The sequence below is a fragment of the Heliomicrobium sulfidophilum genome, from assembly GCF_057715735.1.
In genome coordinates this window covers 1-25148 of the sequence record NZ_JBVTZZ010000003.1, presented here as the reverse complement: position 1 = coordinate 25148, position 25148 = coordinate 1, and the positions used below count along the sequence as shown (strand labels likewise).

Sequence of the window (25148 nt, the reverse complement as noted above, 5' to 3'; positions counted from 1 at the left end):
AGTTTTCCTATAAGTAGTTTATCGCGCGAAAAAACTAGAGGGGTTTGATCGAATCCGATCAGACCCCTTTGTTATGCTCACAATAGACCAAAATCTGTTGTGAGCTTTTTTCGTTTAGGAGGGAACTAGCATTGGATCAACTGCCAACCGGCGCACTTGTCACCATCATCACCGTCATGGGCTCGATTCTGTTGACGCTTGCCAGCATCATCGGTTATTTCCTCAAAGACATTCGTGCCAGCGTGAAAGAAAATCAGTCCGCCCTGGACAAAAACCTTCAGGAGATCGAGAAGGACTTCTCGGACTTTAAGGCCGAGCTGCCGCAGAAGTACGTCCTGAAAGACGACTTCAACCGCGCCCTGAAGGAGCTGAAAGACGACCAGACGCGGGCAATCGCGGGGCTCGAACATAAAGTCGATACGCTCACCCGCGACGTGCGGGAAATGCTCCAGAGCGTGAGCAAATTGACGGGAGCAGGAGGGAAAAACGAATGAACAACAAGGAAGCAAAAGAAATCCGGGGATTCATCCTGACGATCCTCAAAGTCCAATATCCGAGCCCGGCCAGCGACCGGTTGATCTCGTTGACGCTCAACGATAGTCAAATGGACGGCTCGCTGCCGCAAATCCGCAGGCATCTGCATTACCTCGAAGAGAAAGGGTACGTCCGCACCGAGGAAGGCAATGAACTCGGCATCCAGCGCACGATGGCCACCCTGACCGCCAAGGGCATCGACCTGCTGGACGGCAACATCCCGGACGATCCCGGTGTGCTGGTGATCCGCTGATGTCAAGCCGCCGCAAGCATAGCAAAGTGCTTCAGCTGCCGCCGGAAATCGTCGAGGCGGTCAACAAAAAACTGACGACCGGCGCAACGTACCGTGAGATCGCCGACTGGATCAACCAGATGGCCGACAAGACCGGCGTCGAGGTCAGCCACATGGCGGTGCAGCGGTACGGCAAAGACTTCCTGTCGCGGCTGGAGAAGCTGCGGATCGCCCGCGAGCAGGCCAAGGCGATCATCGAAGACAGCAAAGACCGACCGGCAACGGAAATGACCGAGGCGGCGTCGAATCTGGCCGTGCAGCTCATCCAGGAAACGCTGATGGCCGCCCAGGACGAGGGCGGTGTGATCGACAAGGGTTTGATCGAGACAATGAAGGCGCTCGCCCAATTGGAACGCAGTTCGGTCCAGCGCGAGAAGTTGAAGCTGGAGTTCCGCCAGAAAGCCGAAAAGGCCGTCAAAGCGATCGAGGAAACCGGGCGACAAAAGGGGCTTGACGCGGAGACGCTGGCCTACATCAAAGAGCAAGTGTACGGCATCCTATGACGCAGCCCGCGATCCAGCTCACCGAATACCAGCGCAAATGGGTCGAGGACAAGAGCCGGTTCAAAATCTCCCTGAAAGCCCGGCAGACCGGCTTTTCGTTCGCGGTTTCGCTGGAAGTCGTGCTCGACTGTCTCGATCACCGGACGACGTGGGTGCTCCTCTCACGCGGGGAACGGCAAAGCAAGGAGCTTATGGAAAAGGTCGCCACGCACACCCGCGCGATCGGCGTCGCCTGCGAGGAGCTGGAGACAACCTTTAAGATTGACGACCAGGCGATCAAGCAGCTGGAGGTCCGTTTCCCGAACGGCAGCAAGATCATCGGCCTTCCGGCCAACCCTGACACCGCGCGGGGCTTCTCCGGCAACGTCGTGCTGGACGAGTTCGCGTTCCACGCGGACAGCCGGAAAATCTGGACGGCGCTGTATCCGACGATCACGCGGGGCTACAAACTGCGCGTCATCTCGACACCGAACGGCAAGTCGGGCAAGTTTTACGACCTGTGGATGGACAACACCGGCACCTGGTCGAAGCACTTCGTGGACATCTACATGGCGAAGGAGCAAGGGCTCGACATCGACATCGACGAGCTGCGCAAAGGTTGCGAATCGGAAGACGACTGGCTGCAAGAGTTTTGCTGCGAGTTCATCGACGAGGCCGGATCGCTCCTCCCTTACGAGCTCATCACACCTTGCGAGACGGACGAAGCGACGTTCATGCTGCCGGAGGACTTTTCCCCGGTCGGCGATCTGACGCTCGGCGTGGACATCGGACGCAAGCGCGACCTGACCGTCATGTGGATTCTCGAATATACCGGCACGCTGTACTGGACGCGAGCGATCCACGTTCTGGAGAAACAAAAGTTCAGCGTCCAGCGCGAGCAGCTGTTCACCTACCTGTCCATGCCGCGCATGCGCCGGGCCTGCATCGACGCCACCGGCATCGGCATGCAGCTCGCCGAGGAGGCGGTCGAGGCGTTCGGCAGCAAGGCCGAAGCGGTTGAATTTACCGGGCCGGTCAAGCAGGAGCTTGCGATCACCCAGCGCCGGGCGTTCGAGGATCGCGTCGTGCGCATCCCGATCGACCGGGTGCTGCGCAACGATCTGCACTCGGTCCAGAAAATCACGACGGCAGCCGGGAACATCCGGTACGCCGCCGAACGCAGCGAGAACGGCCACGCGGACCGGTTCTGGGCGCTCGCCCTCTCGCTGCACGCTGCAATCAATAACCCGTATGTGTCGCTGGATGTGACGGTCGCCCGGCGGAGCGTCGTGCGGAGGATGATGGAGGGATACGGATGATTCTCGGTCCAGACGGAAGACCAATCAAAAAACCGGATACGAGCGAAATCGCCCGCGTCCTGAACACGTTCGGAGCATTCATGAAGTCGCTGCCGAACCCGGACATCATTCTGAAGAAGACCGGCAAGTCGGCGGAAATTTTCGAGGAGATGAAAACCGACGCGCATGTGTGGGCGGAGCTCACCAAGCGCAAAAGCGGCGTTCTCTCAAAAGATTGGGACGTGCTCCCCGCCTCCGACGACCGGCGCGATCTGGAGATCGCCGCCTTCGTCAAGGAGACGTTCGAGCGGCTCAACTTCGACCAGGACATGCGGCAAATGCTCGACGCCGTGTTCGCAGGTCGGAACATTCACGAGCTGATCTGGACGGAACGGGAAGGCCGCTGGACGATCGCCAACATGAAAGACCGCCCGATCGAATATTTCACCTTCGACATCGACGGGAACCTGCGCTTTTTGCGCAGCCTGGCCGACATCGAGGGCGAGCCGGTGCCGCCAGGCAAGTTCCTGACCGTCGTCCACGAATCGGGCGACGATCACAACCCTTACGGCGTGGCGCTGGCGACGAAGTGCTTCTGGGCGTGGCAGTTCAAAAAGCACGGGTTCAAGTTCTGGGCGATCTTCATGGAAAAGTACGGCATGCCGACGGCCATCGGTAAGTACCAGCCGGGCGCGTCGCAAGCCGATCAGGACCGGCTGCTCGATGCGCTCGTATCGCTCGTCCAGGACGCGGCGGTCGCGATCCCGTCCAACTCGTCCGTGGAGTTCAAGGAGGCCGGAGATGCAAAAGGCGACGCGCACGAGGCGTTCCTTCGCTTCTGTAACGCGGAAATCTCGAAGGCGATCCTCGGCCAGACGCTCACGACCGAGCTGCCGAGCGGCGGTTCGTATGCCGCCAGCAAGACACATGAAGGCGTCAAGGACGAGATCATCGAGGCGGACGCAAAAATGCTCATGAGCGCGATCAATACGGACCTGATCCCCTATCTGGTCGCCTTCAACTTCGGCGAGGTCGATTCGTATCCGTACTTCCATATCAGCTACGAGCCGGAGGAAGTCCATAAGGAATGGGTCGAGCGCGACGAGAAACTGGTCAACATGGGTGTGCCGATCTCGGTGGATTACTTCTACGAGAAATACAACATCCCCCGCCCCGGCAAGAACGACGTGCTGGTGAAGAAGGCGGAAGTCGCCCCTTCCCCGTTGTTTTCGGAACAAAACGTCTCACGAAAAGCGCGAAAAACGCACGATCATGACCGCGAGCTGCACGTCGTTCAATTCACCGCCGAGGAGGATGACCAGCAGGAACGGGCCGATCAGCTTCAGCTGCTGTTCGCCCGGTCCGTGGACGAAAGTCTTCCGATCGTCCGGCGGATGTGGAATCACCTGGTCGATCAGGTGCGCCGGTGGAAAGACTTCGGCGTTGCTGATGTCGCCCGCTTGCAGCCGGATCGGGAAGCGATCGCCGACCTTGCTGATCTCATGAACCGGACAAGCATCGTCGCCTACGCGATGGGCGAATACGCTGCGCATCTCGACTTTCTGAGGGCCGAACGCGAAGGAAACCCTTCCTTTGCGGACGATGACGACGAGCTCGCGTACAAGGTCGTCGCCAAGCCGGTCAAGTTCGAGGAGGCGATCCGCTACTTCTCGCAGCTGATGCCGATCAACATGGAGCAGTACCGGAAACTGAACGACGAGCTTCGCACCAAGCATTTCACGCTGGCGGGCGTGCAAAGCCAGGATATGATCCGGGCGATCCACGAGGCGCTGCTCGCCTCCCTGGAACAGGGTACGACCTTCGAGGACTTCCTGAAGGCCGTGGACGCGAAGGCGGCGGCGCTCGGCATCAGTGAACTGGACCCGTGGCACATGGAGACGGTGTTCCGCAACCAGATTCAGACGGCTTACGAAACCGGCCAGTATGAAAAGCTCCAGCAGCCGGAAATGGCGGATATGTTCCCATTTTACCGCTATTCCGCTGTGCTGGATTCGGGCACGCGGGCCAGTCACCGGGCAATGAACGGTTTTGTGGCAAGCCGCGACGATCCGATCTGGAATGAATGGTGGCCGCCGAACGGACACCGCTGCCGGTGCGGCGTGATCGCCATCAACAAGTACCGCGCCGCCCGCGAGGGTATCACCCCGGCCAACTTCAGGCCGGACGTTTCACCCGATCCGGGCTGGTCCAAGCCCCCGAGCGTCTCGCTGCGGGAAGTGCCCGAATCGGTCAAAGACCGTGAGGAATAAGGAGGAAAACACGCGATGAAATGGTACGAAGTGTTCCGCGCCGGAAAGTATGAGCCGCAAGGCGAGTTCACCGAAGACGACATTCAGCAGATCGTGGACAACTACGACCCGAACAAATTCGAGGCGCCGATCGTCATCGGACATCCGAAGCAGGACGATCCGGCCTTCGGCTGGGTGTCCGCCTTAAAGCGCGAGGGCGACAAGCTGCTGGCGTCGTTCCGTCAGGTGGTGCCCGAATTTTCGGAGGCGGTCAACGCCGGGCGCTACAAGAAAGTGTCCGTCCGCCTGCGCAAGACGGACAACGGCTGGACGCTGCGGCACGTCGGATTCCTCGGCGCAGCCGCCCCTGCCGTGGAAGGATTGAAGCCCATCGAGTTCTCCCAGGAGGACCGTGAAGGCATACAAATCGACCTGGATTTTTCAGGTACAAACAAGGAGGCCAAGAAGATGCCGGACAACATGGACGACATCAAAAAAGAAGTGCGGGCCGAGCTCGAAAAAGAGTTCGCCGCCGAGCGCGAGAAGCTCAAAAAGCAAATGGAGGCCGAGTTCGCCGCCGAGCGCGAACGGTCCCGGAAGCAATTGGAGCGCGAGCGCGACATCCACGCCCTGATCGACGAGCACAAGACAAAGCTCCCCCCGGCGCTGCGGACCGGCCTGGTCGAGTTCATGCAGCAGCTGCCCGACGAGGAGACGGTCGAGTTCTCGGCGGAAGGCAAAGCGGTAAAACAATCGCCGTATCAGTTCTTCAAGTCGTTTGTCAGCAATCTGCCCGACAAGGACGCGCTGTTCACCGAGTTCGCGAAGAACCGGGAGAGCGGCAGCAAGACCGCCGACTTTGCGGTCGGCCCGAACGAGCTGGTCGATGAAGATCGGCTGGAGCTCGATAAGAAAGCCCGCGACTTCGCGGAGAAAAACAAAGTGAGCTACGAAGAAGCGGTCATCGCCGTTTCTCGGGCGTAAGGAGGGCAAGCGGCCATGAACACGCAGTACAATCCCGGTCACACGATCACCCGCATCGCGTCCGCGCCGGTCGGCGAATACCGCTTCGTCACGGCAGGCGGAGCGCAAGCCGGTGCCGGAGCCGCCGCGATCGGCGTCTCGCTGACCGCCGCAGCGGCTGCCGGTGCATCCCTGACGGTCGTCACCGGAGGCACAGCCCCGGTTATCGCCGGAGCCGCAATCAACGCCGGAGATCCCGTCACCAGCGACGCAGAAGGCCGCGCGGTTCCGGCAGCGACAGGCAATGTCATCAACGGCGTCGCCCTGGAAGCCGCCGCGCTGGGCGAGCCGGTCGAAGTGCTGATCGGCGCACCGGCGGCCAAGGCATAACCAACAAAAGGAGGCTAAACCATGCCCGGATTAGAGAAAACGAGGATCGTGGACCCGATCCTCACGAACGTCGCCATCGGCTACAAAAACGCCGAATACATCGGCGAAAACCTGTTCCCGGTCGTGCCGGTGGATAAGGAGCAAGGCAAAATCCCGAAATGGGGCGCAGAGGCGTTCCGCATTTACAACACCCGCCGCGCGATTCGCAGCAAGACGAACCGCATCGAGATGGACGCGACAACGGTCCCCTACTCCCTGGAGGAGGAAGCGCTCGAAGCGCCGATCGATGACCGCGAGCTGGAGGAAGCAGCGGAAGTGCTGAAGCTCGAAATGAGCCGCACCAAGATGCTGACCGACAATATCCGGCTGAAGATGGAGAAAGACCAGGCGGACGCCGCGCAAAACCCGGCGAATTATTCCGCCGATCATGTCGAAGCCCTTTCGGGCACGGACGTGTTCACCGACCCGGCCAGCAAGCCGATCGACGTGATCGGTGACGCCCGCGCCACCGTCCGCAGCAAGATCGGCCTGTACCCGAACGTGCTGGAGATCGGCGCTTCGGTGTACGAAGTGCTGAAGAATCACCCGCAGATCATCGACAAGATCAAGTATTCGCAGAAAGGCATCGCGACGGCGGACATCCTGGCCGAAATCTTCGACGTGAAGAAGGTCGTCGTCGGCAAAGCGGTGTACGCGGATCGCGACGGCACGATGAAGGACGTATGGGGCAACAACCTCGTCCTGGCGTATGTGCCCGAGAACTCCGCTGACCTGTGGGTGCCGAGCTACGGCTACACCATGCGCAAGAAGGGCCGTCCGCAAACGTCGAAATACCGCGACGAGACGGTCAAGTCGAACATCATCCACGTTGCCGACGTGTACGGTGTGGAGCTCACCGCCAAGGACGCGGGCTTCCTCATCACCGGCGCGGTGTAAGGAGGGTTGACCGATGAGTGAACAAAGCAAAGAAAAGCAAACGACGGCGGAATATACCGTCTTGCGCCGCCTGCGGCACAACGGCGACAAGCTCGCACCTGGAAAGACGGTTCAGCTGACCGAAGAGGAAGCCGACCGGCTGATCGCCCTCGGCATCGTCAAAGCGGCGGAAAAGCCGGTCGAAAAGACGAAATCCGGCGGCAAAAACCAAGGCGCGGGCGACCCGCCGAAAGAATAGTCTCCAGACGCTCTATTTTCCGTTCTGACGGCTTGGGGGTATAAAACTACTCACCAAGCCGGACAGGGGCGTTATCACGCGTTATAACGCGGTTTCCGAACGTGCTGGAAGGTTGAAGGGAGTGAGCGCTGCAATGTATTGCACAATCGACGATCTGCTCGGCCAGATCGACAAGTCCAAACTGATCGAACTGACGAACGACCGGGAAAACCCAGCGGTCGATGAAAACGGTCAGGAAATCATTCATGAGGGTAACGCGAACAGCGCGATCGACGCGGCGACGGCGGTTGTGAATACGTACATCGCGATGCGCTATCCCGTTCCCCTCTCCCCTGTGCCGAAGATCGTGAACAAGCTGACGGCGGACATCGCGATCTACAACCTGTTCACCCGCCACTACAACGATGAGGACAACGTGTTTACGCGCCGGTATCGGGACGCGATCAAGCTGCTGGAGAAGATCGCGGCGGATGAGGTCAAGCTCTCGGCGAACGAAAGCGCCATTCGCGCCTACGCCCGGCCCAAGGTGTACGGCGAGGATTTTCGGAGGATGTACGACTGATGGCCGCCGAAGGCGTCCGCGTCGAAGGCGACTGGTCCCGGCTATTTGAGACGCTCCGCGACCTCAACCTTTCCAAAAGCGAGCTGCGGATGCTGAACGCGCAAATCGCGCAGATTGTCGCCGAAGGCTCAAAGGAACGGTTCGAGACGGAGCGATCCCCGGAAGGCGAGCCCTGGGAACCGCTCTCCCCCGCCACGCTCATCGCCCGCGCTAGGCGCAGGACCAGACGAAAGGACGGTTCCAGCGGATACCGGACGAAACGTGGCAAGGTATCGAAGCGAGGCGAGCGGATCGTCGCAAACGGCAAGCCGCTGAAGGATACCGGACGGCTGATGCGCTCGATCGCCACGAAGGCGACCAGCGAAGGCGCGGCGATCGGCACGAACCTCGTGCAAGCGGCGATCCAGCAGCTCGGCGGCAAGGCCGGGCGCGGGAAAAAGGTAGAAATTCCGGCCCGTCCCTTCCTCGGTGTTTCCAGCAGCGAAGAAGCCGACATTATGGAACTCATCCAGGAGTTCATTCGGGAGCGTGTCCAATGATTCACACGGCAAAAAATCTCATCGAAACGATCTTGCGGACCGGCGGCATCAAGCAGACATTCCGGGACGAGGACGCCTTCGACCGGGTGCGGACTTCCCCTTCGGCGATCATCCTGACCGCCCGCGAGAAGCTGGAGCCCGATCATCGGAAGGCGGCTAAGTTCGAGAACGCCGGTCGCCGCTATCTCCGAACGAAGCGGTTTCGGCGGATCACGCCGATCGAGGTCACGATCTTCGACCGCGACGAGGAAAAAGTCGATGACTGGATTCGGCTGCTGCTTGCCGAGCTGCCGGACGGGATCGACGACGGCCAGGGCAACTATACGCCGCTTAGGCCGAAGGAAATCGAATGGATTCCCGACCAAAAGGACCGCGCGGCGGCCACGGTGTTCATTGAATTTGAATGGGGCATCTACACCGACCGCGAGCTCGGCAAGATCGAGCAGGTTCAGGTCAACAACATTACGGTGGAGGAGACAAGCCCATGAGTGAAAAAACGAAACCGGCCTCCGACCCGAAACCGGCAGCGGAGCAAAAGCCGATCGAAGCGTGGCGGGATGCCCTGGGCACCAGCAAGACGCTGTTCGTCGGACTCCTCGCCGCCAACGGCTGGGCGGAAGGCTACGAATGCACGCAAAAAGAGTATGAAAAGGCCGGCGAGAGCTTCTTGAAGAAGCCGGTGCGGCCCGCTAAGAAAGGACGGTGAACGGGATGCCGACAGGACTTCCTGACGCGAAAGTCGTCATCCAGGACGGCGGCCTCGGCGCATCGAGCGACGCGGCTGGCGGCGTCCATCTCAAAATCGGCGTTTGCACGAAAGGCACGCCGAACCAGATTTACCGGGTTTCCGACCCGAGCAAGATCACATCCACATTCGGCACCGGCGAGCTCGTCCGTGCGCTGATGGATTCCATGCAGCTCGGCGCTCGCGACATCATCGTCGTTCCGGCGGCGGCCAGCGTCGCGGGCACGATCGGCGATGTGGCGCATACCGGCACCGGCGGCAGAGTGCTGGAAGTAACCGGCACGCCGAACAACCGATACAACGTGATCGTGAAAATCACCAAGTCGGGCGGGGTCAACGAAGCACAATATCAGCTTTCGCTGGACGGCAGCACGTTCGGGCCGGTTCGGACGATTCCGACAAACGGCACGATCAACTTGCAAGAGGCCGGACTGACGCTGACCTTTACGTCGCCGACGCCGCCGACGACCGACAACTTCGTCGAGGGCGACGAGTACCGGTTCGAGACGACCGCGCCGCAAATGAGCAACGCCGATTTTCTGGCCGCGATGAACGTGGTCAAGAACAACTCGCTGGATTATGAGTTCATCCACGTTGTCGGCGAAAGCGACAGCTCTTTGTGGGCGATGTGCGCATCGGACGCGGAGACGCTGGAAGAAAGCCACAAGCCGATTCACTTCATCTGTGAAGCGAAGCGCCCGGCGGAGGCTGAAACGATCGACCAATGGGTGCAAGACCTGCTCACGGCCCGCCAGAGTTTCGTCAGCGACCGTGTGTCCGTTGTCGCCCCGCTCGTTCGGGTGGCGGCGCTGGACGGCAGCGTCCGCTGGACGAATCTCGCCGGAGTGTACGCCGGGATTCTCGCCCGCGCCCGCGTCAGCGAATCGCCGGGCAAGGTGATGAGCTTCCCGCTCTCGAACGTCACGGCGCTTATGGAAGGCATGGACAACAGCCACATCCAGGCACTTGACGAGGCCGGATACATCACCGCCCGCACGTTCGAGGGGCTGCCCGGCTTTTATATCACAAATGGCCGGATGATGGCACCTGCCGGTTCCGACTTCGAGTTCGTCGAAGTGCGCCGGACCGTGGACAAAGCCGCAAGGCTCGTCCGCCAGGCCAGCGTCCGGTTCGTGCAGAGCGAAGCGGACGAAGACGGCCTGGACAACCTGATCGCCAATCTCGCCGCGCCGCTCAACGGTCAAATGATGTCCGCGACAGCGCCGGAGATCAGCGATTTTACCCTTTCCATCCCGGAAGGGCAGGACATTTTCTCGACGCGCAGCCTGGAAGTCGATCTGGCCGTCGTACCGATCCCGATCATGAAGTGGATCACGGTTCGGCTGAAGCTGCAAAACCCGAATCTAAGCTAAAGGAGGAAGCCGCATGATTAACGGCAAGGTGTACGATTGGGAATCGATTACCATCGGCCTGCCTTACGGCGTGGCGATCGCCGTCTCCGGCATCGATTACGACGACGAGCTGTCCGCCGAGCTGGCGTATGGCAAAGGCGCGGCTCCGATCGGTTACGGCAATGGCAACTACACGGCCAGCGCGAAGATCACCCTGCTGCGCGACGAGTTCAACAAGCTGCTGGATTACGCCCGCAGTCAAGGAAAGCCGCTGTACCGGCTGCCGCTCTTCCCGATCACCGTTTCATATGCCAACGACGGCGAGCGCACGCGGACGGACGAAATCCGGGGCTGTAAGTTCACGAAAACGTCTCACAAAGGGGCGCAGGGCGACACGAAGCTCGAAGTCGAGCTCGAAATCCTTGTGACCGGTCAAATCATCCGCGACGGCGTTCGCGCTATTTAGGAGGACTAGCCGATGAACCCGCAGATCGAAAACAACTTTAAGTATCACGGCCCGAAGCCGGGACAGCCGGAGAAGTACACGGCCATCCGCGAGAAGGCGAAAGAACTGGCCGTCCTGATCGACGAAACGACACCCAAGTCGCGGGAGCAATCGCTCGCACTCACGAAGCTCGAAGAGGCGGTCATGTGGGCGAACGCCTCTATCGCGCGAAATGAATAGGAGGAATCTTTTCCATGAGCAAAGCCAAAGCAGCGGTCAACACCGAAGAGCTGAAGCAGAAATACGGGCGCGTGTATGAAATCCGCATCGAAGGTCTGGAATACGAAAACGGTGACGAGGCCGAGTTCGTCTTCTACTTCACTCGCCCGAAGTCGAGCGACATTTCCCGGTTTACGAAGGAACTCAACTCGAAGCCGGACATGGCGATGAAAAATCTCACGTTCTCCTGCATCGTGCCCGAGCAGGAAGAAGAGCTGCGCCAAGCAGCCGACGAGTTTCCGGGGCTGCCGTTTAACACGGCCAGCCGCCTGATGGAGCTTGTCGGGGCAAGCGCGGCCACCAGCTTAAAAAAGTTATAGAAGCGGTGTCCGTCCGCTTTGAGGAAATCGATCAGAACTTCCTCGAAGCCGGGCACCTGCTGATCCGCAAATACTTCCCGGAAGCGCCTGACAATCTGGAGCTGGAAGACTTCTCCGAATACTACGCAAAAGCGTTATGGTATGAGGACCGGGAAATCAAGATTCACGCCGCCGCGATCGCTATGGTCTTCGGCAGCGGCAAGAAACAATGACGGCACGCGAAAGGGGGCGCATCAATGGGAAGTTTAAGCTCGCTGTTCAAGCTGTCCGTCATCATGAACATGGTCGATAAAGTAACGCCGGAAGCGATGAAAGCCGGTCGGGCAATTGACAATCTGCGCGGTGACATGGGCGAGCTTGAACGAGCCTCCCGATCGTTTGAGCGGACCGGGTTTAGCCTTCGGTCAACTTTGAGCGGCATCGCCGTCGCGCTCGGTGGGTTTGCCGCCGCCCGGAAGGGGTTCGATTGGCTGGTCGGTGCGAATGCGGACATGGAACAGTACAAAAACACATTGTCCGTCGTGCTGAAGAGCGAGGAAGAAGCCGTCAAGACCTTGGAGTGGGCGCAACAGTTTGCCGCGAAAACGCCCTTTGAAATTCCGCAGATCGTCGAGGCGACGACGCGGATGTCGGCCTACGGTATCAATGCGCAAAAGACGCTTGGCATCGTCGGCGACATGGCGTCCGTCATGGGTAAAGACCTGATGCAGGCTGTGGAGGCCGTAGCCGACGCGCAGACCGGCGAGCTGGAGCGCCTGAAAGAGTTCGGGATCACCAAAGGCATGATTGAGGAACAAGCGAAGCTGATGGGCATGAACCCGATCAACAACAAGGGGCAGATCACCGACCAGCAAGCCTTTAATGACGCCTTGTTTGCTCTTATGGAAGAGAGGTTCAAGGGCGGCATGGAGATGCAAAGCAAGTCGTTCAAAGGCATGATCTCGAACGCCCAGGACTTCATGGGAACGCTGGGACGAAGGCTTGGCGCTCCGCTCTTTGACAAGCTGAAGGAAGGGCTCGGCTCTTTCCTGGACATGCTGAATCGACTGGAAGACAGCGGCGCGATCGACCGGTTCATAAGCAACGTGCACAGGGCCGGATCGATCGTCGCGAACGAAGTGGCTTATGCCGCAGGAATCGTCCGCACCGGCTTTCAGGTCGTGCAGAAGGTGGCCGCTCCGATCTTCGGTTTTCTTCGGAATAACTGGCAGGACATCCGGCCTTTCGTGCAGGGTGTCGCCATCGCGATCGGCGCGGTCGCGACCGCCCTCGGCGTGATGCGAACGTACACGCTGGTGGCAACGGTCGCCATGCGGCTGCTTAGTGCGGCAATGCTGACCAATCCGATCGGCTGGATCGTCCTCGGCATCGGCCTTCTGATCGGCTGGCTGATCAAGCTGAACGGCGGCATCGAGGGCACGAAAAAGGTTCTGCTCGGCTGGTTCGACGCCTTGAAAACATTCTGGCAATCCGACGGTACGCAAGCCTGGGTCAGCCGGGCGGTGGCCGCCTTACGGCAGTTCGCCGATCAGGCGATGCAAGCGTTCGGGTGGATCAGACAGCAGGCTCTCACGTACTGGCCGGTCATCCGGGACGCGATCGTCGAAGCCTTCGCCTACATCCAGACGAACGTGCTGCCCGTCGTTACGAACATTTTCCGGGACGTAAGCGGCATGATGGCGCGGATATGGGAAGTCGCAAGGCCAATCCTGACGCAGCTGCTCGCAACCGGTGTCAAGGCGTTCCGCGACATCTGGGCGGCGGTGCAGCCGCTGGCCGTCACACTCGGTCGGCTGTTTCAGACGGTGTTCCCGGTCGTGCTTGCGGCGGTGGCCGCGATTTACCGGGCGGTGACGACATATTTGCCGCCGGTGCTCGCCTTCGTCGGCGAAATCTTCCTGGCGATTTATCAGGCGGTCGTGCCGATCATCACGAACGTGGTGACAAGCGTCGTCCAGGCGTTCAATGCGGTGCTGACGTGGGCGATGGCGATCTGGCCGTATGTGCAGCAGATCATCGCGGCGGTGTTCCAGTATATTCAGTTCGTCTGGGCTTGGGTCGGGCCGTTCGTCATGGCGGCGCTCGAAATCCTGAAGTCCATCATCATCAACGGATTCAACTTCATCGCTGCGACGGTTCAGTTCATCTGGAATACGATCAAGAGCATCATTCAGATCGCCTGGGCGGTCATCTCCGGCATCATCAAAACGGCGCTGGCGATCTTCACCGGCGACTGGCAAGGAGCCTGGGAAGGTGTGAAGGGCATTCTCGAAGGCGTCTGGGAAGGCATCAAGACTTTCATCGGTGGCTTCGGATCGTGGCTCTTTGAAAGCGGCAAAGCGATTATCAACACGCTGGTGGACGGCATCAAGTCGGTGGCGACGGCACCGGTCGAAGCGGTGAAAAACATCTTCGGCAAGGTCCGCGAGCTGCTGCCGTTCTCCGATGCGAAAACAGGCCCCCTCTCCGATCTGACGTATTCGGGCTCGAAAATACCGGGCACGATCGCGGAAGGCGTGGACAAGGGCGCGGGTCAGCTGCGTGCCGCAGCGTATCGGATGATGGACGGATTGGAGCTCGAACGCACCTATCCCGTCCGCTTCATGGCGGAAACCGTACCGATCGACATACAGGAACCGGATGTCACGGCGAACTTTACGCAAACGCTAAAAGCTCAATTTGCCGACCTGCCGAGCTTGATCATCTCGGGCTTCCGCCGGGGGGCTGAATGGCTGCAAGCGGCAGCTGGATCGCTCGTATTCGGTATCCAACCGGTTCCGGTTCCCGCGTTTCCAGGCGGAGGCGGAGCGCTCGAAGGTTTTCCGCCGCCGCCGCCATTTCCGGGCGTTCCCGACCCGGATGATGCGCCGTTCCCGGCGGCTCCGTCGCCGGGGATGCGTCCGAGCCGGGTGGACGTGAAGGAAGTGTTCCGCGAAAGCACGACCGTTCGTGAGACAATTCGTGAGAAAAACGGCCAAAGAGGGCCGACGATCGAACTGCACTATCACGGCGGCAGCGAACGCGAACGCCGCAGTTTCTTCGACGATCTGAAGCGATTTATCGAACAGTACAGGGAGTGAGCGTATGGATATTCGATTGGAAGATGAACAAATCAAAGTCGGCGACACGCTCCTCCCTGGCGTTTATGATGGCATGGAAATCACGGGCGACATTCGTACCGACGAAGAGGAACTCGAAGGCGGCAAAAAGGTTGTTAATTACAGCTACAACCCGGCCACGATCCGGCTCAACCTGAAGCTGCTGAACGACGGCGACGGGACGGCGGAAGCAAAGCTCGCCACGATTCAAAAGGTGTTCCGCGCTTCTCCGTCCCAGAAAAAGCCGCAGACGTACAAGTTTGTGTCCAGTCACGCCAAGGCGCGAGGCATCGGTCAGGTCATGCTGATCCGCCTCCGCAGCCAGGATACGAGCATGAACGACATTATCTCGGTCAGCCTGGAGTTCCAGGCGACCGAATCGACGACCGTCTCGGTCCAGAAGGTGGCCGCGAACACCGGAGACGGCCAGCAGTACATCGTCAAAAAAGGCGACACGCTGTCGGCTCTTGCCCGGAAGTTCGGCACGACGGTCGACGCGATCTCGAAGGCGAACAACATCGCCAACGTCAACCTGATCTATATCGGCCAGCGGCTCACGATCCCGGCGGCCAGCAGCAGCCCGACAAGGCATGCAACTTCGACCGCAGCGGTGGATGACGCCGACGCGCCGAAAGTGAGGTGACGGCATGTTCCAACAAATTCGTATCGGGAACGTGGTCGTCTCAAGCGGCCTGAAGGAGCTTGATGTGTGGCGGTCGCGCAAAGACCCGGCGGGGTATGCCTCCTTCCTCTTCAAGGACGAAGTGGAGATCGACACGCCGCAAGGGGCCATCGTCGAAATCGACCTCGGATATGACGAATCGAACGCCGCGAGGGTGTTCACCGGCAACGTCAGCCGCCCGGATCAGGAAAGGATCATCGCCAAGGACAGCATGACGAAGCTCTTGCAAACGAAGGTCACGCAATCGTTTTTGCAAGCGACGCCGCAGGACATGATCCGATTCGGGCTGAAACTGGCCGGAATCGAGACGTATTCGATCGCTTCGCAGGCGTTCAGCCCGAAGGATCAGGTCGTCGCGAACTTGAACGTGCACGACATGATCAGGCAGCGCATCAACCCGTACTGGAACATCGACTTCGCGCCCTACTTCGACGCGAGAGACGTTTTTGTGTGGCAGCCGCTCGCAAGACCCAAAGAGATGTTTTTGTTCCAATACGGAGAGAACATCCTTGAAATGCTGGCCGACGGCGAGATCGGGATGTTCCGAACGGTGTTCGTTCCGGGCTTGGATCACTCGCAGTACATCACGATCTCGCATCCTCGGGCCAACGGGATCGCGCTGGTGGAGACGGTGCATCACTTCATCCAGGACGACAAGCTGCGCTCTGAAATCTATTACAAGTTGGAAAGCGAGTGATCATCCATGCCTGACGAATTGGACACGTTCAAAGAAGCGGTCAAAATCATTATCGAAAAAGAGTTTCCCGAACTTTTAAGCCCGGCACGGCACATGATGCGGGCGGTCGTGATTGGTGTCAAGCCGACCGCTTGCGATCTTCAGGTGCTGGCGGCAGACGGCTCCCCTCACCCGTCCTTTCCGCCGCTGCCGAACGTGCCGGTGCCGATCGGGACGACCGTCCAGGTCGGAGGCAAGGTTCGCGTCGGTTTTTACTATGCCGACCCTGCCCTGCCCTATATCGACGAGGTATTGAACGATGCTTGACGAATGGGCGGACATCTACCTGGACGATGAGGGGAATTTCAAGGCATCAGCTGACGGCGACGTGCAGCTGGTGACGGGAAAGGCGGCGTATTTGCAGGATGTGAAGCACGAACTGGAGACGGTCCTCGGATCGTATCCGTTCGACGAGACATACGGCACCCGCTTGATCATGTACCTGCAACGGGAAAACACCGAACTGTCCAGGCAAGAGCTCATCCAGGACGTGGAGGAAATCGTGCAACGGCACTCCTTCGTCGTTCCGGGCAGCGTGGACGTTCGGGCAAATTCGTGGACGCTGCGGGAAATCGAATTTAGCGTATCGTTCAGCGTTCAGACGCCGGACGGAATCGAATCGGCGGAACTGACGGTGCAGATCACCGTGGACGGCGTTCGCGTGGTAAGGAGTGAATGAACGTGGATGAAGACTTGATTCAAGCCAAAACCGAAGACGAGCTCTTGGAGGAAGCGAAACAGCAGCTTCGCGATCAGCAATTCCCGGCGCGTTTGTTGCGCAAGGGCGGCGTGTTCTACACGCTGCTGGCGCTGTTCTTCCGGGCGCTCGCTGCCCTGTACGGCTTGTTGCCGGTCATCGTCCAGCAAATGTTCGTGCACTCGGCAACCGGAAAATGGCTCGATGTCGCGGCGCGGGAATATGGCGTCTTCCGGAAGCAGGCCACCAAGACGACCGGCAAAATCACGTTCACGCGCACCGATACGAGCCAGCGCATCACCATCCCGGCAGGGTCAATCTTTTCGACCGATCCTGATCTCGAAGGAAACGAGCGGCGGTACTACCTGACAGAGAACGTCGTGATGGCCGTCGGCGTCGCGGAGGCGGAAGGGCCGATCGAGGCCGAAAACGCCGGGGCCGCATACAACACCGCCAGCGGCACGATCCGCAATCTGCTGACGTTCATCCCTTATGTGAGCGTCGAGAACCGGGACGACTGGCTCGAACGCGAAGGGACGGACGAAGAAACGGACGAAGACTTGCGGGCGCGAACACTGAACCGCTGGGAACAATTGTCCACAGGCGGTATCCGGGATTATTACCGCTCGCTGGTGGAATCGATCAACGGTGTCGTGGCCGTGCACATCGAGGACGACCATCCGAGGGGTGAAGGTACGGCGGACATCATCATCTCCAGCGTCGCCGGTGTGCCGTCGGATTCGATCGTCCAGGAGGCGCAGCAGCTGATCGACGAAAAGGGGTCGATCATCGGCGATATTCGCGCATTTGCCGCTGAACCGGTTGAGATCGATGTCCATGTCGTGCTGTATTACGACCCAGAATACACCACGCCCGAGGCGGTCGAGGCAGAAGCAACTCTCCGCATTCAAGAGACGTTCCGCTATGGGGCAAGCAACCTGAACGATGGCATTCTGCGCGTCGATCCGCGCTATCCGTTCGACAGCTCGATGCTCTATTCCAATCTGCGCAATGCGTCGAATGTCGTCCGGGTGGACGTTCTTCAGCCGGTCGGATCGGTGACGATCACTCGGAGGCAGGTGGCTGTGCTGGGAACGGTACAGATTGACGTTCAGGAGGCGGATCGGATATGAGCAAATTCGCCGACGATCTGTTTGCCTGGGCGCACGGAATATTCAAGAAGCTGCCGCGAAAAGCGGATATGGACATCACGAAGCTCACCGGCGTCATCGGCGGCATGCTCGACGACGCCAAGCGGGCGGCCTTCCGCGTGCGGGAACTGAAGTTCATCATGACCTCGCAAGGCCGGGCACTCGATCTGCATGGCATCGATCGCAAAATGCCGAGGCTGGCCGGAGAAAGCGATGAGAGTTATCGCAAGCGCCTGCTGGCCGCTTACGATCTGTACCGCGAAGGCGGAACGCAGCCTGGCATGAAGCGCGTCCTGGAGTCGCTCGGATACCCGGCAGCCGAAATTTATCCGCTGTACCGCGAGAAGTACAAGTTCCATTTTCACGACGGACGGCTGCTCATGGACGGCACTCAAACGATGACAGCAAAGGAAGACGGCGCGAACGTCGATTACTTGTCCAAGTGGTCGCAGTTCATCGTTTATTTGAACGCCAGCGACGAGGCGCTCTTGCAGCGCGATCGGGACCGGCTGCTCCATATGATCAACAAGGCGAAGCCGATCGAATCGAAGCTCTATGCGTTCGTGTTCTCTTTCGCCGCCTTGGCGGATTACACCCTGCGCAGTTCGGGGGAAAGTTTCGTCTTCTCCCCTGCATACCTGCTCAACCGGCCCCAAGGGTATCGGATGAACGACCGTCGGGTGATGGACGGCTCGATCGATATGCGGAACGCCTTCGCCAAGAGCTGGGACAGTATATCGACTTCCGCCGAGAACAACCGCCAGGTGTTTGTCCTGCACGATCGGAAGCACCGCATGAACGGCCAGCTTACGATGTCGGCGCAGCCGCACATCCTTCATTCAGCTTCGGCTGCGGTCGGTTCGAGCGCGGACAGCGAAATCAACCTGGTGCACCAGCAGCAAGTCTCCGCTTTCCGATCGAACATGAATGAACCGTATCACGCACCACGCATGAACGGCGGGCTGGATATGGACGGCACCAAGGCGGATATGCGGGCGGACGGCCTCGCGCACAAGGTACGCAGCGCGTTTGCAAGCGCGACGAGCGGCGGCGCAGCCGGGCGCATGGGCGACGGCATCCTGTTCATGAACGGCCAGCATCTGCGCTTTATGGACGGCCAGAACAAGATGTCCAACGATCAGCTGATGAACGGCGCTCTGCTCATGAACGGCGCATCTCGTATGCGTCCGATCGCGACGCATCTCGCCTATACCGAAACGATGGACGGTCGTCGCCTGATGGGCGGCAGCTGGCGCATGGACGGGTCGGCAAAGATGCGGCTCTCGGTCGTAAGGCACGGCAAAGTCTCGCTAATTGTGAGACGAAACGATTATGTCATCGAAAGGAGGGCCATCTGAATGAGCTATCAGGTCACAACGCTGCAAGCGAGGAAGGACATGGCAAAAGCCCGGATCGGGCAGATCGCGCTGCCGAGGATCACACATATCGCTTTCGGCACCGGCGGCCACGCTCCGGGGGATGTTCTGACACCGGTAAAGCCTTCGGAAACGGCGACCGCCCTGGAACAAGAGGTCGCGCGGTATCCGATCGCTTCGGCCACGCTGATCAGCGACACAACGGTTCAATACAAAGTCGTGATCCCGAAAGGGACGCTGAACGGCGTGGTGCTGACCGAGCAGGCGCTTATTGATCAAAACGGCAAGGTCGTCGCGATCAAGACGTTCGGAGCCAAGAAGAAAGAGCCCGAGGATGAATTTACCTTCACTTGGGACGAAGACTTTTAAGGAGGGAATACCCGATGCCACTCAATGGTCAAAACACGTTCAGCCCTACCGTGACCGAGTACGACGCGCAGACGCCTGTCGTCTATACGGTTTACAACGAAGTGCACCAGGTCCTGCTGAACAACACGGTTTTTCTCAAAACGCTGGCCGATGCGATTAACGCGGAAGTGCAGGCAGCCCGCGAGGGCAAGGCTTCGCTGTTGGCAAATCTTCAATCGATTCGCCTGGCGCTCCAGTCCGGCTCGGCGAACTTCGGAGGCACAACCGGCACGACAATCACCCACAACCTCGGCACGACGAACTTCCGCGTCTCGATTACGCCGACGGCCAACCCGGACGGCTATCTCGGCGAAGTGTGGGTCGTCAAGTCGGCCAACACGATGACGATCTTCAACTCCGGCGACTTCCGGGGCGCGTTCGATTATCAAATTTACAGCAATTAAGGAGGAATCGGCCAATGTTACAGATGGTCAATGAAGGGCGACCGGCCACGATCACCGAAGAGGACGACAAGCTGGTTGTCGAGCCATTCGCATTCGGCGATGGTGTGCAATGCCAAGGCGGAGCGTTCAGTCTCAATGAATGGGAAGGCCGCTGCTTCCGCCTCTATCTCAACGCGGACGGCAGCTTGAGCACGGACGACACGCAAGGACATTTCTGGCAGCTCGCCGAAGCGCATGTGCCGATGCGCGAAACCGTCATGGTGGAGACGGACGACCGGGACGAAAACGATATGCCGATCGTCGTCAGTCAAAAGCAGCCGCTGAACGTGGCGGAAGATGTCGTCGTCAGCGTTTGGGCATTTCCAGAATGAATTGAGGAGGAATCAGAATGAGCGGTTTGAGTTTGGCGCAATTGAGAGATCAGATTCTCGCAGGCACGCGGGAAAGGCATTTTATTCATGGAGACGTGACCGGAACCCCTACTAAACAAGTTGTGTCAACGATGGTATATATTCCGAAGTTCAAGACTGCGGGTTTGCCGCAACCGGAACTTAATGGATTGGAATTGGGAGGCTTTTGGGTGGATAAATACCAATGCAGTCACCCGAACGCCACATCGACAACAAGGGGGACCGGCACTCCAAATTCGCCGGGGACAGCGATTGCTGTTTCGCAAGCTGGCGTCGTTCCTTGGACGGACATCGACTGGAACAATGCGAAAATCGCTTGCGAAAATCGATTCGTGGACGGCGGTCAATGTCATTTGATGACGCCCAAAGAATGGGCCGCGATCGCTTATCTGTCCTGGCTGCTGAACCCGGACCTGAAGGGCAATACGAACTATGGCCGCGATCACCGCGACGCGAACTCTTGGGAAAACTTCGGCATCAAAGACCCGCTCGCTCCGACTCCGCCAACTGGTCAAATCATGACGCGGGTGCTTACCGGTACCGGTCCTTCGACGTGGAGCCACAACGGCCAGGCAAACGGCGTTTTCGATATTGTCGGTAATGTCTGGGAATGGGTGGACTTGCTGATCGAAGACGGCGTATATGCACATGCGAAGACCGCGAAAATCAATGACGCCGACGGCATCACCGCAGCCGACAGCACGATCGCGCTGAAGAATATCGAATACCCGGCATGGCCCGCTTCCGGGGTTGTCACGATCGGCACCGAGGACATCAAATATACATCGTTCCTGGACAACGGCGACGGCACCGGTGCTTTGATCGGCTGCACGCGCGGATACAACGGAACGACGGCAGCGTCAGCAGCCAATAATGCCGTTGTGACGCTCAAACTCCGTTACCGTATCGCGCCTCCGGGTGGTGCGGCGGCCAAGTTGACCGCGAACATCACGGCAGCGCAAACGACGATTCCGTACAAGTATCACGACAATTATGTCGGGCCTGAACTGCCAAATTCCGGTACGATCCAGATCGACAACGAACAGATCACCTACACCGGCAAAACAGCAACGGAATTGACGGGCTGCACGCGCGGAGCGAACGGCACGACAGCAGCTGCGGCAAATGCCGGGAAAGGCTTCGCGACTGTTGACTTGAACTTCAACTATAACGTCACGGCGACCGGTGACTATGGACAGTATGGGCAGGCGAAGCTGAATGCTCTGTCGATTGATCCTGAATTGAAGTATCTCGCCCTCCCTGCTTCGGTTAGCTCGGGCGGAAACAGCGGATACAAGAACATGCACGGCTACTGGTGGCGGGCTTACAAACAGCGGGCAGCTCTTCGCGGTGGCGCTTGGGGCGATGGCTCGGGTGCCGGGGCTTTCGCGCTCCACCTCAGCGTTCTGCCGTCGGACGCGGCCTCGGCCTTCGGCTTCCGCGCCTGCAAGTCAATCTGAAATCTGATTTTCTGAAAATCTGTTATCTGAAGTATGGGCGCAAAAAGAAGCTAGAGGAGAAAACGCAGCGTGACACACGAATTGGTCATATACCAAAAGATGTACGACCTGATCTTGTATGCGTACCCGATCGTGAACCGCTTCCCGAAGCAGCAGCGGTTCACGCTGGGGCAACAGATTCAAAACACGATGCTGGACATTCAGAAAAGCATCATCCAGGCCAACCGTCAGAAGAACAAAGCGCCGATCCTCTATCAGATCGACACGGATTTAGAGAAGCTGAAATTCCTGATCCGTCTGGCGAAAGACTTAGGGTTCATTGACATCAAGAAATACGAGCACCTGGGCAAGCAGATCGCGGAAGTCGGACGCTTGCTCGGCGGCTGGTTAAGAAAGTTCAGCAGATGAAAACCTTGGGGCCAGAATCTAGGCAGCTCTACGCGGTGGCAATTGGGACAATGGCTCGAATGCCGGGGCTTTCGCGCTCAACCTCAACAATCTGCCGTCGAACACGAACTCGAACATCGGCTTCCGCGCCTGCAAGTCATCAATGCGCCCGATCCTGCGGTGGGAACCGTCTCAGGCTGTGCGCTTGACTTGGGATTCTGGTCCCGTCCTGGCGCGAAGTCAGGCAAATATATGAACCGTCCGACCGGGGCAAGTAGGAGCGAACGTCCAGGAAGGACAAGGGAGGAGACGAGATGCCGCGACGATTCGGCGGGTTGTACCCGCAGATATACGACTTTGAGAACTTGCACAACGCCTACCTGAAAGCTCGAAAGAACAAGCGTTTCCGGCACGAGGTTTTGCAGTTCAGCAGCAATCTGGAGGAGAACTTGATTATCCTTCAGAATGAGCTGATCTGGAAGACGTACCGCACGAGCCCATATCGGGAGTTTGTCGTGTATGAGCCGAAAATGCGGAACATCAAAGCCTTGCCGTTCCGGGATCGCGTTGTGCAGCATGCTGTGAACAATATTATCGAGCCGATTTTCGAGCCGACGTTCATCTATGACAGCTACGCCTGCCGAGTGGGAAAAGGCATTCATGCCGGTTCCGATCGGCTGGTGTCCTGGCTTCGGGAAACGGATCGGAAATGGAACGGGCGCGTGTATGTGCTGAAGGCCGATATATCGAAGTATTTCCCGTCGATTGATCACGGCATCTTGATCCGCCTCTTATGGCGAAAATTGAAGTGCAGGGATACGATGCAGCTGCTTCAGCACATCGTCCGGGGTGATGAGGAGAACGGCGTCGGCATTCCGGTCGGCAACCTTACCAGCCAACTTTTCGCGAACGTCTATTTAAGCCAGCTCGATCACTATGTGAAAGAGACGCTCCGCGTTCGCTATTACATCCGATATATGGATGACTTCGTGATTCTTCATCACGACAAGCAGGAACTGCACCGGATTCATTATGACATCGAGCAATTCCTAAACAGGCGTTTGCGCCTGCGCCTGAACCCAAAGACGGCGGTTTTCCCGGCATCGCAAGGCGTCAACTTTCTGGGGTATCGAACCTGGAAGACGCACCGGCTGGTACGAAAGAGTAGCATTATTCGCATGAAACGGAAAATGAGGAAGTTTCAACGAGGCTATGCCGAGGGAACGATCAGCCTGGAAGAAATCGATCGAACGGTGCAGAGCTGGATCGGACACGTCAAGCATGCGAACTCGTATAACCTGCGCAAGCAATTATTCGCCGCGCATCCGCTCGTAAAGAGCGAACAACATGCAAAGACACAGGGAACTGGGCAAATCGAAGAGCGAGGAGTGAACGGAAAATGACAACGAAACTGAAGGTCGCTATCGACGCAGGCCACGGGTTGGAAACTCCGGGGAAACGCTGTCCTGATGATTCGATGAGGGAGTTTCATTTCAACAGCGTTGTCGCCCGATATGTTCGCGATGGGCTGAGTGAGTACGTCGGAGTGGAAACGATATTCACCCATGCGGATGACGGCAGCCGCGACGTGCCGCTTAAAGAGCGCACCGACCGGGCTAATGCGTGGAAGGCCGACGTGCTTGTCTCCATCCACGCAAACGCCTACGGAAGCGACTGGAACGACGCGCAGGGCATCGAGACATACGTCTACACGACACGGCCAGCAGAGGCTGTCAAATTGGCGGATGCAGTCCAGCAAAACCTTCTGATGGAGACGGGAAGAAAGAATCGTGGAGTCAAAGCGGACAACCTGCATATGGTTCGCGAATCCAACATGACCGCGATCCTTGTGGAGTGTGGCTTCATGACCAATCGCCAAGAGGCGGAACTCTTGAAGAGTGACGCATATCGGCGCAAGTGCGCAAAGGCGATCGTGGCCGGAATCGCTGAAGTTTATGGCCTCACGCTGAAGCAGCAAGCCCCCGCTTCAGAGCCGACATATGGCGGGAAGTTCAAGGATGTACCTGATGGACATTATGCAAAGGGAGCGACGGAACGCTTGGCCGAAAAAGGCATCATGAACGGAATCGGAAACGGTCTTTTCGGATTCGGCAAGCCGATCACTCGCGAGGATGCGGCTGTTATCGTGGACCGCGCGATCGCGTATCTGGAACAAAAAATCTCACAATAATGAGGAGGGAATCATCCATGAATATCGACATCGGAATTTATGACACGACCCTGATCCCGGCCATGATCTTCATCTTGTGGATCGTCGGCCAGGCTGGGGTGCAGAAGCGTTTCCTGCCGCTTGTAGCGCTCGTCCTCGGCATCGTGCTCGGTTTGATCTTCATCGGAACGACACCTGAAGGAGCGGTCGCAGGCGTGCTCCTGGCCGCGACAGCGATCGGGTTTCATAGTGGATCGAAGAACGTCCTGCAAGCCCTTCAGAAGCCGCCAGCAGGGACTGAAGACCTTATCGGCGAGCAGATACAAATACCCGGCCTCGACGGTTGGTATGAAGTCACAAGCGTCGAGGCAAACGGCACCCTGAAGGTAAAGCAAGTGACCGCCGACCAGTAACGGAACGCGAACAAAAAAACAGGTCGATGGAGTGGTACGCTACCCGCTCCGCCGACCTGTTTCTGTAACAACTCCCCAAACCACTTTTCGCAAATAACGTGAGATTTTTTCGCAAATTCGGTGCGACGCTAC

At 58.5% G+C, this 25148-nt stretch carries 33 protein-coding genes; all 33 read left to right on the top strand.

The features are described 5' to 3' along the window. Positions 1-131 precede the first annotated feature (131 nt). The 33 genes from AC0CW1_RS01265 to AC0CW1_RS01105 all read left to right on the top strand — a co-directional run bounded on the left by AC0CW1_RS01265 (position 132) and on the right by AC0CW1_RS01105 (position 25016). On the top strand, positions 132-494 hold the full coding sequence (locus AC0CW1_RS01265) for a type 2 periplasmic-binding domain-containing protein (protein ID WP_146809156.1): 363 nt from the start codon (positions 132-134) through the stop codon (positions 492-494). Further along, positions 491-787 carry a winged-helix domain-containing protein gene (locus AC0CW1_RS01260; RefSeq protein WP_127488453.1) on the top strand — a complete coding sequence of 99 codons (297 nt, stop codon included), beginning with the start codon at positions 491-493 and terminating at the stop codon, positions 785-787. The genes AC0CW1_RS01265 and AC0CW1_RS01260 overlap by 4 nt, the downstream gene beginning before the upstream one ends. Then, the gene (locus tag AC0CW1_RS01255) at positions 787-1329 is read left to right on the top strand and encodes a phage protein Gp27 family protein (RefSeq protein WP_111154023.1); all 543 of its coding nucleotides are present in this window, start codon (positions 787-789) and stop codon (positions 1327-1329) included. The genes AC0CW1_RS01260 and AC0CW1_RS01255 overlap by 1 nt, the downstream gene beginning before the upstream one ends. Then, entirely contained in the window at positions 1326-2627 is a 1302-nt protein-coding gene (locus tag AC0CW1_RS01250) for a terminase large subunit domain-containing protein (protein WP_111154024.1), read from the top strand. The genes AC0CW1_RS01255 and AC0CW1_RS01250 overlap by 4 nt, the downstream gene beginning before the upstream one ends. Continuing rightward, positions 2624-4876 (top strand): phage portal protein family protein, encoded by a 2253-nt coding sequence (locus AC0CW1_RS01245; protein ID WP_488181312.1) that lies wholly within the window; start codon positions 2624-2626, stop codon positions 4874-4876. The genes AC0CW1_RS01250 and AC0CW1_RS01245 overlap by 4 nt, the downstream gene beginning before the upstream one ends. Positions 4877-4891: 15 nt before the next feature. Beyond that, complete coding sequence (locus AC0CW1_RS01240; protein ID WP_111154026.1) at positions 4892-5839, top strand: ATP synthase subunit B family protein; 948 nt, start codon at positions 4892-4894, stop codon at positions 5837-5839. Between the two features lie 15 nt (positions 5840-5854). Further along, the gene (locus AC0CW1_RS01235) at positions 5855-6208 is read left to right on the top strand and encodes a capsid cement protein (RefSeq protein WP_111154027.1); all 354 of its coding nucleotides are present in this window, start codon (positions 5855-5857) and stop codon (positions 6206-6208) included. A gap of 21 nt (positions 6209-6229) precedes the next feature. After that, positions 6230-7144, top strand: coding sequence for a major capsid protein (locus AC0CW1_RS01230; protein WP_111154028.1), 915 nt, complete (start codon positions 6230-6232; stop codon positions 7142-7144). 13 nt (positions 7145-7157) lie between these two features. Then, positions 7158-7382, top strand: a complete 225-nt coding sequence (locus AC0CW1_RS01225) for a DUF7210 family protein (protein ID WP_146809160.1) — start codon at positions 7158-7160, stop codon at positions 7380-7382. Between the two features lie 133 nt (positions 7383-7515). Further along, a complete protein-coding gene (locus AC0CW1_RS01220; protein WP_111154030.1) occupies positions 7516-7944 on the top strand; it encodes a DUF1320 domain-containing protein in 429 nt (142 codons plus the stop codon). Further along, complete coding sequence (locus tag AC0CW1_RS01215) at positions 7944-8483, top strand: phage virion morphogenesis protein (protein ID WP_488181311.1); 540 nt, start codon at positions 7944-7946, stop codon at positions 8481-8483. The genes AC0CW1_RS01220 and AC0CW1_RS01215 overlap by 1 nt, the downstream gene beginning before the upstream one ends. Then, positions 8480-8971: a hypothetical protein gene (locus tag AC0CW1_RS01210; protein ID WP_111154032.1), complete on the top strand. Its 492-nt coding sequence runs from the start codon at positions 8480-8482 to the stop codon at positions 8969-8971. Before AC0CW1_RS01215 ends, AC0CW1_RS01210 begins: the two co-directional genes overlap by 4 nt. Further along, complete coding sequence (locus AC0CW1_RS01205) at positions 8968-9189, top strand: hypothetical protein (RefSeq protein WP_488181310.1); 222 nt, start codon at positions 8968-8970, stop codon at positions 9187-9189. The genes AC0CW1_RS01210 and AC0CW1_RS01205 overlap by 4 nt, the downstream gene beginning before the upstream one ends. 5 nt (positions 9190-9194) lie before the next feature. After that, a complete protein-coding gene (locus tag AC0CW1_RS01200) occupies positions 9195-10601 on the top strand; it encodes a DUF2586 domain-containing protein (protein WP_146809161.1) in 1407 nt (468 codons plus the stop codon). A 13-nt stretch (positions 10602-10614) separates the two neighbouring features. After that, a complete protein-coding gene (locus AC0CW1_RS01195) occupies positions 10615-11046 on the top strand; it encodes a hypothetical protein (protein WP_146809162.1) in 432 nt (143 codons plus the stop codon). A 12-nt stretch (positions 11047-11058) separates the two neighbouring features. Next, positions 11059-11265: an Acb2/Tad1 domain-containing protein gene (locus AC0CW1_RS01190; RefSeq protein ID WP_146809163.1), complete on the top strand. Its 207-nt coding sequence runs from the start codon at positions 11059-11061 to the stop codon at positions 11263-11265. Positions 11266-11279: 14 nt separating this feature from the next. Beyond that, positions 11280-11624 (top strand): DUF6848 family protein, encoded by a 345-nt coding sequence (locus AC0CW1_RS01185; RefSeq protein WP_111154037.1) that lies wholly within the window; start codon positions 11280-11282, stop codon positions 11622-11624. Positions 11625-11629: 5 nt separating this feature from the next. After that, entirely contained in the window at positions 11630-11836 is a 207-nt protein-coding gene (locus AC0CW1_RS01180) for a hypothetical protein (RefSeq protein WP_488181309.1), read from the top strand. 24 nt (positions 11837-11860) lie between these two features. Next, positions 11861-14704 (top strand): hypothetical protein, encoded by a 2844-nt coding sequence (locus AC0CW1_RS01175; protein WP_488181308.1) that lies wholly within the window; start codon positions 11861-11863, stop codon positions 14702-14704. A 4-nt stretch (positions 14705-14708) separates the two neighbouring features. Further along, positions 14709-15365 (top strand): LysM peptidoglycan-binding domain-containing protein, encoded by a 657-nt coding sequence (locus tag AC0CW1_RS01170; protein WP_488181307.1) that lies wholly within the window; start codon positions 14709-14711, stop codon positions 15363-15365. A 4-nt stretch (positions 15366-15369) separates the two neighbouring features. Beyond that, positions 15370-16101, top strand: coding sequence for a hypothetical protein (locus tag AC0CW1_RS01165; protein ID WP_127488475.1), 732 nt, complete (start codon positions 15370-15372; stop codon positions 16099-16101). Between the two features lie 6 nt (positions 16102-16107). Beyond that, positions 16108-16407 (top strand): hypothetical protein, encoded by a 300-nt coding sequence (locus AC0CW1_RS01160; protein ID WP_111154041.1) that lies wholly within the window; start codon positions 16108-16110, stop codon positions 16405-16407. Beyond that, positions 16400-16819: a contractile injection system sheath initiator gene (locus AC0CW1_RS01155; RefSeq protein WP_111154042.1), complete on the top strand. Its 420-nt coding sequence runs from the start codon at positions 16400-16402 to the stop codon at positions 16817-16819. Before AC0CW1_RS01160 ends, AC0CW1_RS01155 begins: the two co-directional genes overlap by 8 nt. 2 nt (positions 16820-16821) lie before the next feature. Beyond that, positions 16822-17970, top strand: a complete 1149-nt coding sequence (locus AC0CW1_RS01150; protein WP_488181306.1) for a baseplate J/gp47 family protein — start codon at positions 16822-16824, stop codon at positions 17968-17970. Then, positions 17967-19346 carry a hypothetical protein gene (locus AC0CW1_RS01145; RefSeq protein WP_488181305.1) on the top strand — a complete coding sequence of 460 codons (1380 nt, stop codon included), beginning with the start codon at positions 17967-17969 and terminating at the stop codon, positions 19344-19346. The genes AC0CW1_RS01150 and AC0CW1_RS01145 overlap by 4 nt, the downstream gene beginning before the upstream one ends. Next, entirely contained in the window at positions 19347-19733 is a 387-nt protein-coding gene (locus AC0CW1_RS01140; protein WP_488181304.1) for a phage tail-collar fiber domain-containing protein, read from the top strand. Between the two features lie 14 nt (positions 19734-19747). Then, entirely contained in the window at positions 19748-20176 is a 429-nt protein-coding gene (locus AC0CW1_RS01135) for a hypothetical protein (RefSeq protein WP_111154046.1), read from the top strand. A 14-nt stretch (positions 20177-20190) separates the two neighbouring features. Further along, a complete protein-coding gene (locus AC0CW1_RS01130) occupies positions 20191-20547 on the top strand; it encodes a hypothetical protein (RefSeq protein ID WP_111154047.1) in 357 nt (118 codons plus the stop codon). A 17-nt stretch (positions 20548-20564) separates the two neighbouring features. Next, positions 20565-22046 (top strand): hypothetical protein, encoded by a 1482-nt coding sequence (locus tag AC0CW1_RS01125; protein ID WP_488181303.1) that lies wholly within the window; start codon positions 20565-20567, stop codon positions 22044-22046. A gap of 69 nt (positions 22047-22115) precedes the next feature. Further along, a complete protein-coding gene (gene avd / locus AC0CW1_RS01120) occupies positions 22116-22454 on the top strand; it encodes a diversity-generating retroelement protein Avd (protein ID WP_111154049.1) in 339 nt (112 codons plus the stop codon). 293 nt (positions 22455-22747) lie between these two features. Then, positions 22748-23836 (top strand): reverse transcriptase domain-containing protein, encoded by a 1089-nt coding sequence (locus AC0CW1_RS01115; RefSeq protein ID WP_111154050.1) that lies wholly within the window; start codon positions 22748-22750, stop codon positions 23834-23836. Then, entirely contained in the window at positions 23833-24624 is a 792-nt protein-coding gene (locus AC0CW1_RS01110) for an N-acetylmuramoyl-L-alanine amidase (RefSeq protein ID WP_181454579.1), read from the top strand. Before AC0CW1_RS01115 ends, AC0CW1_RS01110 begins: the two co-directional genes overlap by 4 nt. Before the next feature lie 17 nt (positions 24625-24641). After that, the gene (locus AC0CW1_RS01105; protein WP_488181302.1) at positions 24642-25016 is read left to right on the top strand and encodes a hypothetical protein; all 375 of its coding nucleotides are present in this window, start codon (positions 24642-24644) and stop codon (positions 25014-25016) included. Positions 25017-25148: the final 132 nt, after the last annotated feature.